This is a genomic window from Streptomyces sp. NPDC059743, from assembly GCF_042732975.1.
Classification (GTDB): domain Bacteria; phylum Actinomycetota; class Actinomycetes; order Streptomycetales; family Streptomycetaceae; genus Streptomyces.
Genome location: NZ_JBHWGS010000002.1, coordinates 473,351 through 486,736 on the forward strand (window position 1 = coordinate 473,351; position 13,386 = coordinate 486,736).

Here is a 13,386-nt window from a genome sequence, read left to right on the forward strand (position 1 = left end):
CGCTGCTCAAGGCCGTGCGGTTCCCGTCGGAGGCCACTCGAACATAGGCGATCGCGTGGGTAGCAATAATATGGATTCCATCTTCACGTCTTGGACGGATGACCCCGAAGTTGCCATCTATGGTGCGGAGAACCTGAATAATAAACGGGTTGGGGAAGGTGTGATGTTGCGCATCAGGGCAGCAGGCATAGATCCCCCCGTGGGGCCATCGCGGAATATTCAAATCCATGACAGTCAGTGGGATCGGTCATTCGGCGAGGATGAGCCTCTCATCGTTGGAGAGATCCAAGCCCACGGAGTTAGCTTTGACTTTGGGAGAACCTGGACGAACGTTACAGGGGGATGAGGTGAACGAAGTATCTGTGAGTGAACTGCTCACCGCATTCGAGTCTGACTCCGAGGCCGGCATCCGGGCCCAAGATGCACTACTGTCCGGAGCGCATTTCGACATCTGGCTCCACCCAATTTCAGCGGCGAGGCTCGAGGGCATCTGCCGCGGAAGGATGAGGACCTTGCAACGGCGTGGCAAGCCGACTGTCGGGGTCACGGAATGCCTTGCGAGTCTCGCTGAAATGGGCGAGCGGGGCCTTCTTGTGGCCTACGTGGACGATCGCAAGCGAGCAGGATATTTCTTTCAGCTCTACCTCGACCCGCACCCGCTCAAAGTAGTCGGATGCATAGGAGTCAACATTTCCCCCGAAGATGACCCCATCACTGGTCCCGCACAATAGGCGAAGTTGATGGTGCGCTCTGGATTTCCGCTCTGCACGGAATGAAGCACCGCCGACCGTCGCAGCCGCACAGTGCCCCAGCGGCCCCACCGGATCTGTTTCCGGTGGGGCCGCCGGGGGTGTTTGACGGCACGGTCCGTCGAGTGCGGTGCTCAGGGTGTCGAGAGCGTCTCGTGGGCGACGGCGGCGGGCCGACGGGCGATCTTGGGTGGGCCTGGGCGGGTCACGGCTCATTTACGCCCGCTTGGGGTGCCGCATTCTGGGTCGATCTGTCGCCGGAGATGGTTGCGGTGGTCCGAGCTGCTGCCCACGAGGCAGGGGCGGCAGGTGTAGCTTCTGGGCCGGAGACCGGGCGCCACGCGGTGAGGTAGGCGCACCCGGACCATGTGAATCCGCGCACGTGCCTCAATCTCCACGTGAATCGTTGGTCGAACCAGTGGCCCAGGCCACGTCCACTGCCTACCATCGATCACTGCAAGGCCTTGTGCATCGCCGCACAATCACGCCGGGAGGCCCACTTTGCACCGCCGCCGTCGCACCGCGCTCTCCGTCTCCGTCGCGCTTCTCGCCGCGGCCCCTCTGCTCACCGCCTGCGGCAACGACGCCCATCCCGGAGCCGCGGCGGTCGTCGGGGGCCACCGGATCGAGGTGTCCACGATCCAGGCCCAGGTACGGGACGTCCGGGACGCCCAGGAGGCCGCGCCGGACGGCGCGCAGCTCGTCAAGAACACCGGGCAGCTCAGCCAGGCCAAGCTGAACAGTCTGATCTTCGACCGGATCCTTCAGCAGGCTGCCGACGAGGCCGGTGTGAAGATCAGCCGCAAGGAGATCCAGACCACCCGGCAGCAGGCCGCCGCGCAGTCGGGTGGCGAGCAGCAGTTCGCCACGATGCTGCTCCAGCAGGGCGCGCTCTCCGCCGGGCAGATCGACGCCGCGATCCGCCGTGAGGTCCTGCTGAACAAGCTGGCCCAGGCGCTCGGCGCGAACACCATGACGCCCGAGGGCCAGCAGACCGTGCTCGCCGATCTGACCAAGACGTCGGAGAAGCTCGGTATCGACGTCAATCCGCGCTACGGAAGCTGGGACTACAAGCAGGTCCGGCTCGGCGAGTCCAAGCTGCCCTGGATCACCCAGGTCACCCGCCAGGCCCCGGAGCAGCAGCCGTCGGGCGCCTGACGGCCGGGCCGCTCGGCCCGGCCGACCTGCCCGGCTGAGCGGTCGACCGCCGCGGTCCGGCCGCAGGCGCGCCGGAGGTAGGTTCGAGTGGTGACAGACGAAGCTCCCGCCACCTCCGGCCGTATCGTCCTGCTGACCGTCAGCCACCGGGTCGCGCCCGGACTCCTGTCCTGGCCCGCCTGGCAGACGCTGCACGCCGCCGACCGCGTGCTGTGCGCCGACGGCGGCCATCCGCTGCTGCCGTATCTGCGCGAGGCAGGCATCACCGTCGAGGCCGGTACACCCGCGCCCACCGCACAGGAACTGGTCGACGCCTGCGCCGGCGGCCGTACGGTTGTGGTCATCCCGTCCACCGGCGTCGACGGTGGGGGCGCGGGCGACGGCACCGGCGACGGCGCCCTGACCGACGGCCTCGCCCGGCTCGCCGGCTCCGGCCGCGTCCAGATGCCCGACCTGGAGCTGCTCCCCGGCTCCTACGACCTGCCCGGCGCCCGTCTTCTCGATCTCGTCCATGTCATGGACCGGATCCGGCGCGAATGCCCGTGGTCGTCGGTCCAGACGCACAAGGGACTCGCCAAGTACGGCATCGAGGAGGCGTACGAACTCGTCGAGGCGATCGAGGACGGCGACGGCGACGAACTCCGCGAGGAACTGGGTGACGTACTCCTCCAGGTCGTCTTCCACGCCCGTATCGCACAGGACGGCCTGGAGGAGGGTGAAGAGGGGGGAGAGGGGGGGGAACCGTTCTCCATAGACGATGTCGCCGCCACGATCGTGGAGAAGCTGATCCACCGCCATCCTCATGTCTTCGGCGACGAGACCGCCGAGACGCCCGAGGACGTCAAGGCGCACTGGCTCCGCACCAAAGCGGTCGAGAAACAACGCGACTCGGTCACCGACGGCATCCCTCTGGGCCAGCCCGGCCTGGCCCTCGCCTCCAAACTCGCGGGCCGTGTCCGCACGGCAGGCCTGGACGTCCCGCTCCCGTCGGGTGACGGCGTCGGCTACGACCTGCTCGCCATGGCCGTACAAGCCGAAAAGGCAGGCGTAGACCCGGAAACAGCCCTCCGCGCGGCGGCCCGCACCTACCGGGACGCGATCCGCACGGCTGAAGCGGGCGGCGTCGCCACTGAGTAACGTGGCGACAGCGATTGGTGAGAATGCGGGGGAACGGGGCGGGAATGGGCACGAGTTGGGGCGCACCGGAGGCGGAGACGGAGCGGGAACGGCCCGGGTCCACCCATAACGGGATCTCCGGTGGTGCGGTCGTCGGTAACGTCGTACAGACGGGCTCAATCGGGTCGTTCTACCTCGGCGACGGAGGCCATGCAGGCGGCCTACCCGCGCCCGACGACTGGCCTCGGCCGGACGAACTGCTTCCGTTCGATTTCGGCGTACGGATGTCCCGTACCTTCCGCGACGAGCCCGACCTCACGCCGTATGTGGAGCGGGATCACGACGTGCGGCTCGGCAACCTGGTCTGGGACGGTGCCGAGTCGGGCGGCTTGGTGGTGGTGACGGGCGAGCGCCTGTCCGGCAAGACGAGGACCGCGTACGAGGCGCTGAGCGCCGGTCTGAGCCGCCGAGGGAAGGTTTTCGCGCCCAGCCCAGGTACGGACCTCCGGACGCTGCCCGCGCTGCTGCGCAGCCGTTCCGACGGCCCGTACGTCCTATGGCTGGACGATCTGGAGGACCACCTGGGCGGGCACGGGCTGACGCCCGGCTTGCTCACCCAACTGATCCAGCAGCGCGTGATCGTGTTGGCCACGATGAGCGAGAAGGAGTACGAGAAGCACCGCTTCGATTCCGCCACGAACTCCCGGGTGCTGGCGAGGGCGGAGACGGTCGAACTGTCCTCGCGGTGGAGCGAGGACGAGCTGTCACGGCTCATGAAGCTGTCGTCCCACGACGCCCGGCTGGCCGGTGCGCTGAACCGGCGTGGTGACAGCGGTGTCACCCAGTACCTCGCCGTTGGTCCCGACCTCTGGGCGCGGTGGAACCGAGCTCGGCGCCCCAGCGCGCACCCGCGTGGCCATCTGCTGGTCCGGGCCGCGATCGATCTCGCGCGGCACGGGATCAGTGTGCCGGTGCCGCTGGAACTGCTGCGTGCGATCCATAAGTTGTACGGTCCCGAGATCGCGGACGCGAGCAGCGAGTCGTTCGAGGACGCCCTCGCCTGGGCCACCGAGACCAGGCACGGTGTCACCGGGCTGCTCGTAGCGGGTCCGGAGCCCGGCACCTGGCGTGCGTACGGCTCATTGGTCGCCGACGGGGCACGGTGCCCGGACATGGCGCCGATGCCTTACTTCGCCTGGGGGTTCGCGATGGACATGGGAATCGACGGTATGTCCGAACCCGAGAAGATAACCGCAGCCCAAGCCGCCCTGCTCCCAGCGGCGGAGAAGGGGGACATCGACGCCATGCTCTGGCTCGCCGTCTTCTGTGAGGATGCGGGAGACGTGGTGGAGGCGGCACGCTGGTACCGGGCGGCGGCCGACGCTAATTCCTCGTACGCATACTTGGCGGGGGATTACCTCGCCGAACACGGCAGCGTCCTGGAGGCGATTCCGTACCTCAGGACCGCCGCCGAGACCGGGAACCGGACATCCGCCGCCCTGCTCGGCAGGCTGCTGCGCGATCAGGCCGAGCACTGGTTGCGCGTGGCGGCTGGAGACGGCGACGGCGCGGCGGTGTATGAGCTGGGCGATCTGCTCAACAGACCCGGCCGGCCCAGCTAGGTCGCCTGGGCCACACACCCGCACCCGACGGTCTCCAGGCCCGCCCCGATACCGTCAACCGGTGACCGAAAAGCCTCCCATCCCCGCCCCCGCCCCCGAGCTCTTCACCTGGGAGTTCGCCACCGACCCGTACCCCGCCTACGCCTGGCTCCGTGAGCACGCGCCCGTGCACCGGGCCCGGCTGCCCAGTGGTGTCGAGGCGTGGCTCGTGACGCGGTACGGGGACGCCAAGGCGGCGCTCGCCGATGCGCGGCTGTCCAAGAATCCCGTTCATCACGCGGAGGCGGCGCACGCCAAAGGGAAGACCGGGATTCCCGGGGAGCGCAACGCGGATCTCATGACGCATCTGCTCAATATCGATCCGCCCGACCACACCCGGCTGCGCCGGCTGGTGTCCAAGGCGTTCACGCCCCGGCGCATCGCGGAGTTCGGGCCTCGCGTCCAGCAGCTCACCGACCGGCTCATCGACGGTTTCGCGGCGAAGGGCGAGGCGGATCTGATCCATGACTTCGCCTTCCCGCTGCCCATCTACGCGATCTGCGATCTGCTCGGCGTACCGGCCGAGGACCAGGACGACTTCCGCGACTGGGCCGGCATGATGATCCGGCATTCAAAAGCCGGCCACGGCGGCGGGCCGCGCGGCGGTGTGGCGCGGTCGGTCAAGAAGATCCGGGGATATCTGGCCGAACTCATCCACCGTAAAAGGGAGAATCCGGGCGACGATCTGATCTCCGGCCTCGTCCGGGCCAGTGACGACGGCGAGCATCTCACCGAGAACGAGGCCGCGGCGATGGCCTTCATCATCCTCTTCGCCGGTTTCGAGACCACCGTCAACCTGATCGGTAACGGCGTCCATACGCTGATGCGCCACCCGGAGCAGCGCGCCCGGCTTCAGCGGTCGCTCGACGCGGGCGAGACGGAGCTGCTCGCGACGGGTGTCGAGGAACTGCTGCGCCACGACGGTCCGGTGGAGCTGGCGACCTGGCGGTACGCCACCGAGCCGGTGACGCTCGGCGGGCAGCGGATCGCGGTGGGCGATCCCGTACTCGTCGTACTCGCCGCGGCGGACCGCGACCCGGAACGGTTCGCCTCGCCCGACACACTCGATCTCGCACGGCGTGACAATCAGCACCTCGGCTACGGGCACGGCATCCACTACTGCCTCGGCGCACCGCTCGCCCGCCTTGAAGGACAGACCGCTCTCGCGACGCTGCTGACCCGGCTGCCCGATGTGCGGCTTGCCGTGGATCCTGCCGATTTGCGCTGGCGCGGAGGGCTCATCATGCGTGGATTGCGCACACTTCCGGTGCAGTTCACGCCATTGTCCGGCTGATGGACCGCTGCCGGTTTCGAGGCCCGATCAGGAAGCTGCAACTGACGGACCGTCAGGAATGTGACTTTCACGTGATCTCCGCTGCATCGACTTGTGACAGACGTTCGAGTACCGCTACGTTCACCGACGACTCAGCAGCAACACGCCGTAGTCGAAACGACAGTCACACGGAAGGCAAGCGCATGCGCTCCGCGAACGGCCGACACCGCAGACCACGCCAGGCCCCCGCTCTGATCGTCGCCGCTGGGGTGACCGGGTCGGCGATCGCCATCCCGCTGTTCGCCGCCTCGGGCGCCAGCGCGGCGGACGCCTCCACCTGGGACCGTGTCTCCGAATGCGAGAGCGGCGGTATGTGGAGCGCGGACCTCGGCAACGGCTACTACGGCGGCCTCCAGCTCGGCCAGGAGACCTGGGACGCCTTCGGCGGCGGCGCGTACGCGGCCCGGCCCGACCTCGCCAGCCGTTCCCAGCAGATCACCGTGGCGGAGAAGATCCTCGAAGCGCAGGGCTCGAAGGTCTGGTCGAGCTGTGCGTCGGTCTCCGGGCTGACGGGCACCCTGCTGCCCGGTGTCGGTCTCGGAAGCGGCTCCGGCTCCGGCTCCGGCTCCACGGGAGCCTCGCAGGGCGACCAGGGCGCCGATCCGACGGGCAGTCCCTCCGGCGCTCCGGACGCCGAGCCCTCCGCTCCGGCCGACGGAACGGGCGTGCGGCCCGGCGAGCCGGTCCCTTCCGGTTCGGCCGGCACGCCCACGTCCGGAGCTTCCGCGGACGGCGCCGAGGGCACCGACGGGCTCGGCCTCGGTGGCACTGCCACCGGCGGTACGGAGTCGGCCAAGGGCAAGCACCGCGGTGAGGCCGCCCAGGAGGATGCCGTAACGGGCAATTCGGATGAAGGACTTGAATACGGTCGCCATGCCTCACGAGGTGACGGCCTGTCGCGCAGTACGGACGGCCTGCCGGATCGTACGGAATCGCCCGCTCCGGCGGAGGCCGATCAGCCCGCCGAGCGCAACTGGCTGGTCGCCGACGGGCAGAAGGTGCTCGGCGGGTGGCTGTAAGGCGTACGGGCCGATGGCTGTGAGGTGAGCGAGGGCGGCCGGTACCGGCCGCCCTCGGTGCGTTCTCGGTGTGTTCTCGCCGGCCGTGGCCCTGATCCCGCCCGTGGTCCCGGCCTTGATGCCGCCTTGATTCAATCCTTGGTCCAGCCCTTGGTTCAGCCCTTGATCCCGCCGTGAAGTGGCGCGGATTCAGAGGGTAGTTCGCGGTTCTATGTCCGCTTCTGTGCAAGTGAGACAAGGGTCTCTTTGTTGCAACTAGGGACTTTTGCCCTGTGCGTTGCCCTGCTTTCTGCTCCCACCAGCGGAAATGCGTAAACCTGGGCGGTGGGTAAGGGCGTTATTTCCCTGATGTCTCCTTTGAAGAACCGGCGGGCCTGTGATTACGGTCTGAACCGCTCGCACCGCGGGCCTCGTCGACCGTCACGCCGAATCCTGCCGTCGGTCGGGGGGAGTAGTCGTCGCGTCATGCGCCGAAGGCAGGAGCGGGGGACCCACGGTTTGTGCCGGCCCCGGCCGTCGAGAGACGGCCGACGACCGGCTCGGGGTGAAGCCGGATGCGCGAGCGTCCGGCCGGGCAACTCACTTGGCCCGAACCCGACAGCTCACCTCGTAGGCGTCGGTGAGGAGAGTTCCATGCCGCGTTCCAGCAAAGGTTCCAGCAAGGGCAAGCACCGCCGTCCCTCCCGCTCCGTGACCGCCCGCTATGCCACGCTCGCCGGAATCACCGGTGCCGCCGTCGCGGTCCCGCTGATCGGCGCCACCTCCGCCTCCGCCGCGACCGCCTCCGAGTGGGACCGGGTCGCCCAGTGCGAGTCCGGCGGCAACTGGTCCATCAACACCGGTAACGGGTACTACGGCGGCCTCCAGTTCAGCAGCTCCACCTGGGCCGCGTACGGAGGCACCGCCTACGCGGCCAGGGCCGACCTCGCCTCGAAGTCCCAGCAGATAACGGTCGCCGAGAAGGTGCTGGCCGGCCAGGGCAAGGGCGCGTGGCCCACCTGTGGCGTCAACCTCTCCAACGCCGCGTACGACGGTGGCTCGGCCGGCACAGGCTCCGGTTCCGGTACGGGCTCCGGTTCCGGCTCGGGCTCCGGGTCCGGTTCGAACTCCGGCGGCGGCTCTGATTCCGGTTCCGGTTCCGGTTCCGGTACACAGGACCAGGCCGCCCAGCAGCAGGCGCAGCCCCAGCAGCAGACCCGGCCCGCCCAGCCCAAGCGGCAGCAGGCGCAGCCCGCCTCGCGCGGCGAGAGCCGCGCCGCCACGGATGCCGCCACCGGCGCCGCCACCACGTTCAAGAAGGGCGACGGCGAGTACAAGGTCAAGTCCGGTGACAGCCTCTCCAAGATCGCCGCCGCGCACCAGGTCAAGGGCGGCTGGAAGAAGCTGTTCGAGCTGAACAAGGACATCGTCCGCGACGCCGATCTCATCTACCCGGGCCAGCAGCTCCATCTGACCTGACCTGACCTGACCCGACCCGACCCGACCCGAGCTGACCTGACTCGCCCGGCCCGGCGCGTGATCCCCGTACGCGCCGGGCCGCGGTCTGCGCCTGTCCGGGCGTACGCGAGGGATACGCAGGGAGGACTCAGGACGGACTCAGGACGGACGCGGAGGGTACTCGGAGCGGTGCTCAACACGGCACTCAAGGCGGTGCTCATCGGCGCGCCGAGGCGCTCGGGTGCTTGATCCGTCCCAGCGGGCGGGCACCGGCCGGCCGACGCCTCCGGGCCGGTTAGGCTCATGCCGCAAGGCCAATGAGACCCTGCACTCCAAGCGTCACATCCCAGAAGGAGATGCTCGTGCCGTCCATCGACGTCGTCGTAGCCCGGGAAATCCTGGACTCCCGAGGCAACCCCACGGTCGAGGTCGAGGTCGGCCTCGACGACGGCAGCACCGGCCGTGCTGCCGTCCCGTCCGGTGCCTCCACCGGTGCGTTCGAGGCCGTGGAACTCCGTGACGGAGACGCCAACCGCTATCTGGGCAAGGGCGTCGAGAAGGCCGTACTGGCCGTCATCGAGCAGCTCGGCCCGGAGCTCGTCGGCTACGACGCCACCGAGCAGCGCCTGATCGACCAGGCCATGATCGACCTGGACGCCACCGAGAACAAGGGCTCGCTGGGCGCCAACGCCATCCTCGGTGTCTCGCTCGCCGTCGCGCACGCCGCCTCCGAGGCCTCGGACCTCCCGCTCTTCCGCTACCTGGGCGGCCCGAACGCGCATCTGCTGCCCGTTCCGATGATGAACATCCTGAACGGCGGCTCGCACGCCGACTCCAATGTGGACATCCAGGAGTTCATGATCGCTCCGATCGGCGCGGAGTCCTTCTCCGAGGCGCTGCGCTGGGGTGCCGAGGTCTACCACACCCTCAAGAAGGTCCTGAAGCAGAAGGGCCTCTCCACCGGTCTCGGCGACGAGGGCGGCTTCGCGCCCAACCTGGAGTCCAACCGCGCCGCGCTCGACCTGATCCTCGAAGCCATCAAGGAAGCCGGCTATGTGCCGGGCCGTGACATCGCGCTCGCGCTGGACGTCGCCGCCTCCGAGTTCTACAAGGACGGCTCGTACGAGTTCGAGGGCAAGTCCCGCTCGGCCGCCGAGATGACGGAGTACTACGAGGAGCTGGTCGCCGCGTACCCGCTCGTCTCCATCGAGGACCCGCTCTTCGAGGACGACTGGGCCGGCTGGAAGGTCATCACCGACAAGCTCGGCTCCAAGGTGCAGATCGTCGGTGACGACCTGTTCGTCACCAACCCGGAGCGGCTGGCCCGTGGCATCGAGGAGGGCTCCGCCAACGCCCTGCTGGTCAAGGTCAACCAGATCGGTTCGCTGACCGAGACGCTGGACGCCGTCGAGCTGGCCCAGCGCAACGGCTTCAAGTGCATGATGTCCCACCGCTCCGGCGAGACCGAGGACGTCACCATCGCGGACCTCGCCGTCGCGGTGAACTGCGGTCAGATCAAGACCGGCGCTCCGGCCCGCTCGGACCGTGTCGCCAAGTACAACCAGCTGCTGCGTATCGAGGAGATCCTCGACGACGCGGCGGTGTACGCGGGCCGCAGCGCGTTCCCGCGGTTCCGTTCCGCCTGAGCGACTCGGCAGTCGGCAGGCGTGGCGGGCGCAGCGCGCGGCAGACGCGGCAGGCGCCCGCAGGCGCAGCAGCGGCGGTTGCCGGGCGGGGCTGCCGTCCCGTCCGTACCGCCCGTCGTCCGTACGTCCCCGGCCCCGGTCCCGTACCGTGTCCGGGGACGTACGCACGTGACAGGGGAGGCGAGCCATGGCCGGGAACCGGGACCGGTTCACCACCGCGACCAGGCTGCGGCTGCTCGGCGAGCAGACCGCCGCGCGCGTCTACCGCTCGCAGAACCGCCGCCAGGACCGCCGCTCCCGTCTCACCGGCCGGGCGGCCTTTCTCGCCCTCGTGGTGTGCACACTGGTGGTGGCGCTCGCGTATCCGATGCGGCAGTACGTGTCGCAGCGGAACGAGATCGCCGAGCAGGAGCGGGAGGCCCGGGAGGCGCGGCAGCGGGTCGAGGAGCTGCGCGACGAGAAGGCGCGGCTCCAGGACGACGCGTACATCCAGCGGCTGGCCCGTGAGCATCTCCACTATGTGATGCCGGGAGAGACCGGTTACACCATGATCGACCCGGAGGCGGTGCGTGAGCGCCGTGAGGAGCGGGACGCGACGGACCGTCCCTGGTACTCGAATGTCCTGGACGGCGTGGACGACGCGGACCGCCCGGACCGGTAGGGCCCGGCCTCCCTCCGTACGTATCAGGCACGCAGAACCAGAACCGTAGAACCAAGGCAGGCATGGACATCCCTCCTCCGCAGACTGAACGCACCGAGCCCACCGAGGCGGACGTGGCCGCGTTCCAGGAACAGCTCGGCCGTCCTCCGCGCGGACTGCGCGCCATCGCGCACCGCTGCCCCTGCGGACAGCCGGACGTCGTGGAGACCGCGCCGCGGCTCCCGGACGGCACGCCCTTCCCGACGACGTACTACCTGACCTGTCCGCGCGCGGCCTCGGCCATCGGCACGCTGGAGGCGAACGGTGTCATGAAGGAGATGACCGAGCGCCTCGCGGCCGATCCGGAGCTGGCCGCCGCGTACCGCGAGGCGCACGAGGACTATCTCGCGCGCCGTGACGCCATCGAGGTGCTGGAGGGCTTTCCCAGCGCGGGCGGTATGCCGGACCGGGTGAAGTGTCTGCACGTCCTGGTCGGCCACTCGCTGGCGGCGGGCCCCGGCGTGAATCCGCTGGGCGACGAGGCGCTGGCGATGCTGCCGGAGTGGTGGGCGAAGGGCCCGTGCGTGAGCCCGTGCGCTCCCGCGGACAAGCCCGCGGATAAGAACGACGGGGACGACGAGGACGAGGAGCGCGTATGACCCGGGTCGCCGCGATCGACTGCGGTACGAACTCCATCCGCCTGCTGGTCGCCGACGTTCACCCGGATACGGGCGAAGTGGTCGATCTGGACCGGCGGATGAGGATCGTCCGGCTCGGCCAGGGCGTGGACAGGACCGGCCGGCTGGCGCCCGAGGCGCTGGAGCGGACCTTCGAGGCGTGCCGTGAGTACGCCGCCGTCATCAAGGAGCACGGCGCCGAGCGCGTCCTCTTCGTGGCCACCTCCGCGTCGCGCGACGCCGAGAACCGCGACGAGTTCGTCCGCGGTGTGCTGGACATCCTGGGCGTGGAGCCCGAGGTGATCACCGGCGACCAGGAGGCGGAGTTCTCCTTCACCGGTGCCACCAAGGAGCTGCCGGGCCGGGACAGTTATCTGGTCGTGGACATCGGCGGCGGTTCGACGGAGTTCGTCGTCGGCGACGACCGGGTACGCGCCGCGCGCTCCGTGGACATCGGGTGTGTACGGCTGACCGAGCGCCATCTCGTACGGGACGGTGTCGTCAGCGATCCGCCCACGACCGCCGAGATCGCCGCGATGCGCGCGGACATCGAGGCGGCCCTCGACCTCGCGGAGCTGACGGTCCCGCTGCGCGAGCCTGGCACCCTGGTCGGACTCGCGGGCTCCGTGACCACCGTGGCCGGTATCGCGCTGGGCCTGCCCGCGTACGACTCCACCGCGATCCACCACTCCCGTATCTCCCGCGCCCGAGTAGCGGAGATCACAAGGCAACTGCTCGCCGCCACCCACGACGAACGCGCCGCGATCCCGGTCATGCACCCGGGCCGAGTCGACGTCATTGGCGCGGGCGCCCTCATCCTCCTCACCCTCATGGAACGCACCGGCGCCGCCGAGGTCGTCGTCAGCGAACACGACATCCTGGACGGCATCGCCTGGCGCGCGGCACTCGGCGACGAGCGAGGTGCCGGCTCGTGTCCGGCGCGGCGAGACGGTTGATGTGACCGAGTACGGCCGCCTGGTGGCGCGGATCGTGCCGGTGGAGGAGCGGGAGGCGACGCCGGTACTGGACCGGCTCGCGGCGGAGGGCAAGGTCCGGGCCGCGGTGCGCCCCGGCTACCGGCCGCGGATGCGGGCGGGCGACGGCGGCGACCGGCTGAGTGACGCGCTGGCCGCGTTGCGCGAGGAGGAGTCCTGGTGAGTCTCTGCTACGTCACTACGTCGGCACCTCTGCGGCGCTGAAACTGCTGGTGGAGGAGAGCCGCGGCCGATCAGAGGCTGCGGTAGAGGTCGCGGCGGTCGCCGACCTTGACCACGAGGATGAGAAGTTCGCCGTCGTTGATCTGGTAAGCGACGCGGTAGCTGCCGACGCGGAGCCGGTAGAGGCCCGACGGGCCGGTGAGCTTCTTGATGTCGGCGTCCTCGCGGTACGGGTCGTCGCCGAGGGCGGTCAGCGCGGTCAGGATGCGCATGGCCGCGGGCCGGTCGATGGCCCGCAGTTGCCGCTGTGCGGCGGCGGTGAAGCGGAACGCGTATTTCATGCCGCGCCTTCGGCGGGCTCGCCGCGGTCGGTGAACAGATCCGCCAGCAGTTCGGCCATCGTCACGGTCGGGCCGCCCTCGGCGAGGACCGCTTCCGCCTCCCGTGCCAGCAGCACATCGGCCGCCTCTTCCAACGCGTCGAAGTCCGCGATCGGAACCACGGCGGCCACCGGCACGCCGTTTCGAGTGATCACCGTGGGCGTTCCCTGTTCGGCGCGGTTGATGTGGTCCGCGAGGTGCGCGCGGGCTTCGCGGACGGTCACAGAGATGTCGGTCATAGTGCCAGTGTACGCGCGATTGTGTACACCGCTAAGGGCGCTGAGTAAGGGGTGGAAGCCCCGGCTCCGTCGCCCGTGTGAGCCCCGCTCCGGCGTCCGTTCAGGCCTTCGCCGAGGGCCTCGCGAGAAAGTTCGTGAAGTTCTTCACAAGGAATTCGAGCCTCTTGAGTGCCG

At 69.1% G+C, this 13,386-nt stretch carries 13 protein-coding genes and 1 riboswitch; of the genes, 11 read left to right on the forward strand and 2 right to left on the reverse strand.

Annotation, left to right across the window (positions count from 1 at the left end; all coding sequences use genetic code 11):
• Nucleotides 1-1,250 precede the first annotated feature (1,250 nt).
• The 11 genes from ACFV6H_RS05290 (at nt 1,251) to ACFV6H_RS05340 (ending at nt 12,594) form a co-directional block, all read left to right on the forward strand.
• Nucleotides 1,251-1,907 carry a SurA N-terminal domain-containing protein gene (locus tag ACFV6H_RS05290; protein ID WP_384977399.1) on the forward strand — a complete coding sequence of 219 codons (657 nt, stop codon included), beginning with the start codon at nt 1,251-1,253 and terminating at the stop codon, nt 1,905-1,907.
• 90 nt (nt 1,908-1,997) lie between these two features.
• On the forward strand, nt 1,998-3,044 hold the full coding sequence (locus ACFV6H_RS05295; RefSeq protein ID WP_385538784.1) for a nucleoside triphosphate pyrophosphohydrolase: 1,047 nt from the start codon (nt 1,998-2,000) through the stop codon (nt 3,042-3,044).
• Nucleotides 3,045-3,088: 44 nt separating this feature from the next.
• Complete coding sequence (locus ACFV6H_RS05300; RefSeq protein ID WP_385538786.1) at nt 3,089-4,645, forward strand: tetratricopeptide repeat protein; 1,557 nt, start codon at nt 3,089-3,091, stop codon at nt 4,643-4,645.
• Complete coding sequence (locus ACFV6H_RS05305; RefSeq protein WP_385538788.1) at nt 4,602-5,978, forward strand: cytochrome P450; 1,377 nt, start codon at nt 4,602-4,604, stop codon at nt 5,976-5,978. Before ACFV6H_RS05300 ends, ACFV6H_RS05305 begins: the two co-directional genes overlap by 44 nt.
• 182 nt (nt 5,979-6,160) lie before the next feature.
• The gene (locus ACFV6H_RS05310; RefSeq protein ID WP_385538790.1) at nt 6,161-7,036 is read left to right on the forward strand and encodes a transglycosylase family protein; all 876 of its coding nucleotides are present in this window, start codon (nt 6,161-6,163) and stop codon (nt 7,034-7,036) included.
• Nucleotides 7,037-7,494: 458 nt separating this feature from the next.
• Nucleotides 7,495-7,667: riboswitch (cyclic di-AMP (ydaO/yuaA leader) on the forward strand.
• 2 nt (nt 7,668-7,669) lie between these two features.
• On the forward strand, nt 7,670-8,494 hold the full coding sequence (locus ACFV6H_RS05315) for a transglycosylase family protein (RefSeq protein WP_385538792.1): 825 nt from the start codon (nt 7,670-7,672) through the stop codon (nt 8,492-8,494).
• Between the two features lie 335 nt (nt 8,495-8,829).
• Nucleotides 8,830-10,119, forward strand: coding sequence for a phosphopyruvate hydratase (gene eno / locus ACFV6H_RS05320; RefSeq protein WP_066946955.1), 1,290 nt, complete (start codon nt 8,830-8,832; stop codon nt 10,117-10,119).
• 187 nt (nt 10,120-10,306) lie between these two features.
• A complete protein-coding gene (locus ACFV6H_RS05325) occupies nt 10,307-10,780 on the forward strand; it encodes a septum formation initiator family protein (RefSeq protein ID WP_385538795.1) in 474 nt (157 codons plus the stop codon).
• 62 nt (nt 10,781-10,842) lie between these two features.
• The gene (locus ACFV6H_RS05330) at nt 10,843-11,418 is read left to right on the forward strand and encodes a DUF501 domain-containing protein (protein WP_385538797.1); all 576 of its coding nucleotides are present in this window, start codon (nt 10,843-10,845) and stop codon (nt 11,416-11,418) included.
• Nucleotides 11,415-12,392 (forward strand): exopolyphosphatase, encoded by a 978-nt coding sequence (locus tag ACFV6H_RS05335; protein WP_385538799.1) that lies wholly within the window; start codon nt 11,415-11,417, stop codon nt 12,390-12,392. The genes ACFV6H_RS05330 and ACFV6H_RS05335 overlap by 4 nt, the downstream gene beginning before the upstream one ends.
• Before the next feature lies 1 nt (nt 12,393).
• Entirely contained in the window at nt 12,394-12,594 is a 201-nt protein-coding gene (locus ACFV6H_RS05340) for a hypothetical protein (RefSeq protein ID WP_384977421.1), read from the forward strand.
• Nucleotides 12,595-12,664: 70 nt separating this feature from the next.
• Here ACFV6H_RS05340 and ACFV6H_RS05345 read toward each other — a convergent pair whose 3' ends face one another.
• Together ACFV6H_RS05345 and ACFV6H_RS05350 are read right to left on the reverse strand one after the other, a co-directional pair.
• Nucleotides 12,665-12,934, reverse strand: a complete 270-nt coding sequence (locus ACFV6H_RS05345; protein WP_385538801.1) for a type II toxin-antitoxin system RelE/ParE family toxin — start codon at nt 12,932-12,934, stop codon at nt 12,665-12,667.
• Nucleotides 12,931-13,212 (reverse strand): type II toxin-antitoxin system Phd/YefM family antitoxin, encoded by a 282-nt coding sequence (locus ACFV6H_RS05350; protein ID WP_385538803.1) that lies wholly within the window; start codon nt 13,210-13,212, stop codon nt 12,931-12,933. Before ACFV6H_RS05350 ends, ACFV6H_RS05345 begins: the two co-directional genes overlap by 4 nt.
• Between the last annotated feature and the right edge of the window lie 174 nt (nt 13,213-13,386).

Excerpts from the sequence above, each read along its gene's own strand:
- ACFV6H_RS05300 (WP_385538786.1), top strand. The coding sequence starts at position 3,089 with ATGGGCACGAGTTGGGGCGCACCGGAGGCGGAGACGGAGCGGGAACGG.
- ACFV6H_RS05305 (WP_385538788.1), top strand. The coding sequence starts at position 4,602 with ATGAGCTGGGCGATCTGCTCAACAGACCCGGCCGGCCCAGCTAGGTCG.
- ACFV6H_RS05310 (WP_385538790.1), top strand. The coding sequence starts at position 6,161 with ATGCGCTCCGCGAACGGCCGACACCGCAGACCACGCCAGGCCCCCGCT.
- ACFV6H_RS05315 (WP_385538792.1), top strand. The coding sequence starts at position 7,670 with ATGCCGCGTTCCAGCAAAGGTTCCAGCAAGGGCAAGCACCGCCGTCCC.
- eno (WP_066946955.1), top strand. The coding sequence starts at position 8,830 with ATGCTCGTGCCGTCCATCGACGTCGTCGTAGCCCGGGAAATCCTGGAC.
- ACFV6H_RS05325 (WP_385538795.1), top strand. The coding sequence starts at position 10,307 with ATGGCCGGGAACCGGGACCGGTTCACCACCGCGACCAGGCTGCGGCTG.
- ACFV6H_RS05330 (WP_385538797.1), top strand. The coding sequence starts at position 10,843 with ATGGACATCCCTCCTCCGCAGACTGAACGCACCGAGCCCACCGAGGCG.
- ACFV6H_RS05335 (WP_385538799.1), top strand. The coding sequence starts at position 11,415 with ATGACCCGGGTCGCCGCGATCGACTGCGGTACGAACTCCATCCGCCTG.
- ACFV6H_RS05345 (WP_385538801.1), bottom strand. The coding sequence starts at position 12,934 with ATGAAATACGCGTTCCGCTTCACCGCCGCCGCACAGCGGCAACTGCGG.
- ACFV6H_RS05350 (WP_385538803.1), bottom strand. The coding sequence starts at position 13,212 with ATGACCGACATCTCTGTGACCGTCCGCGAAGCCCGCGCGCACCTCGCG.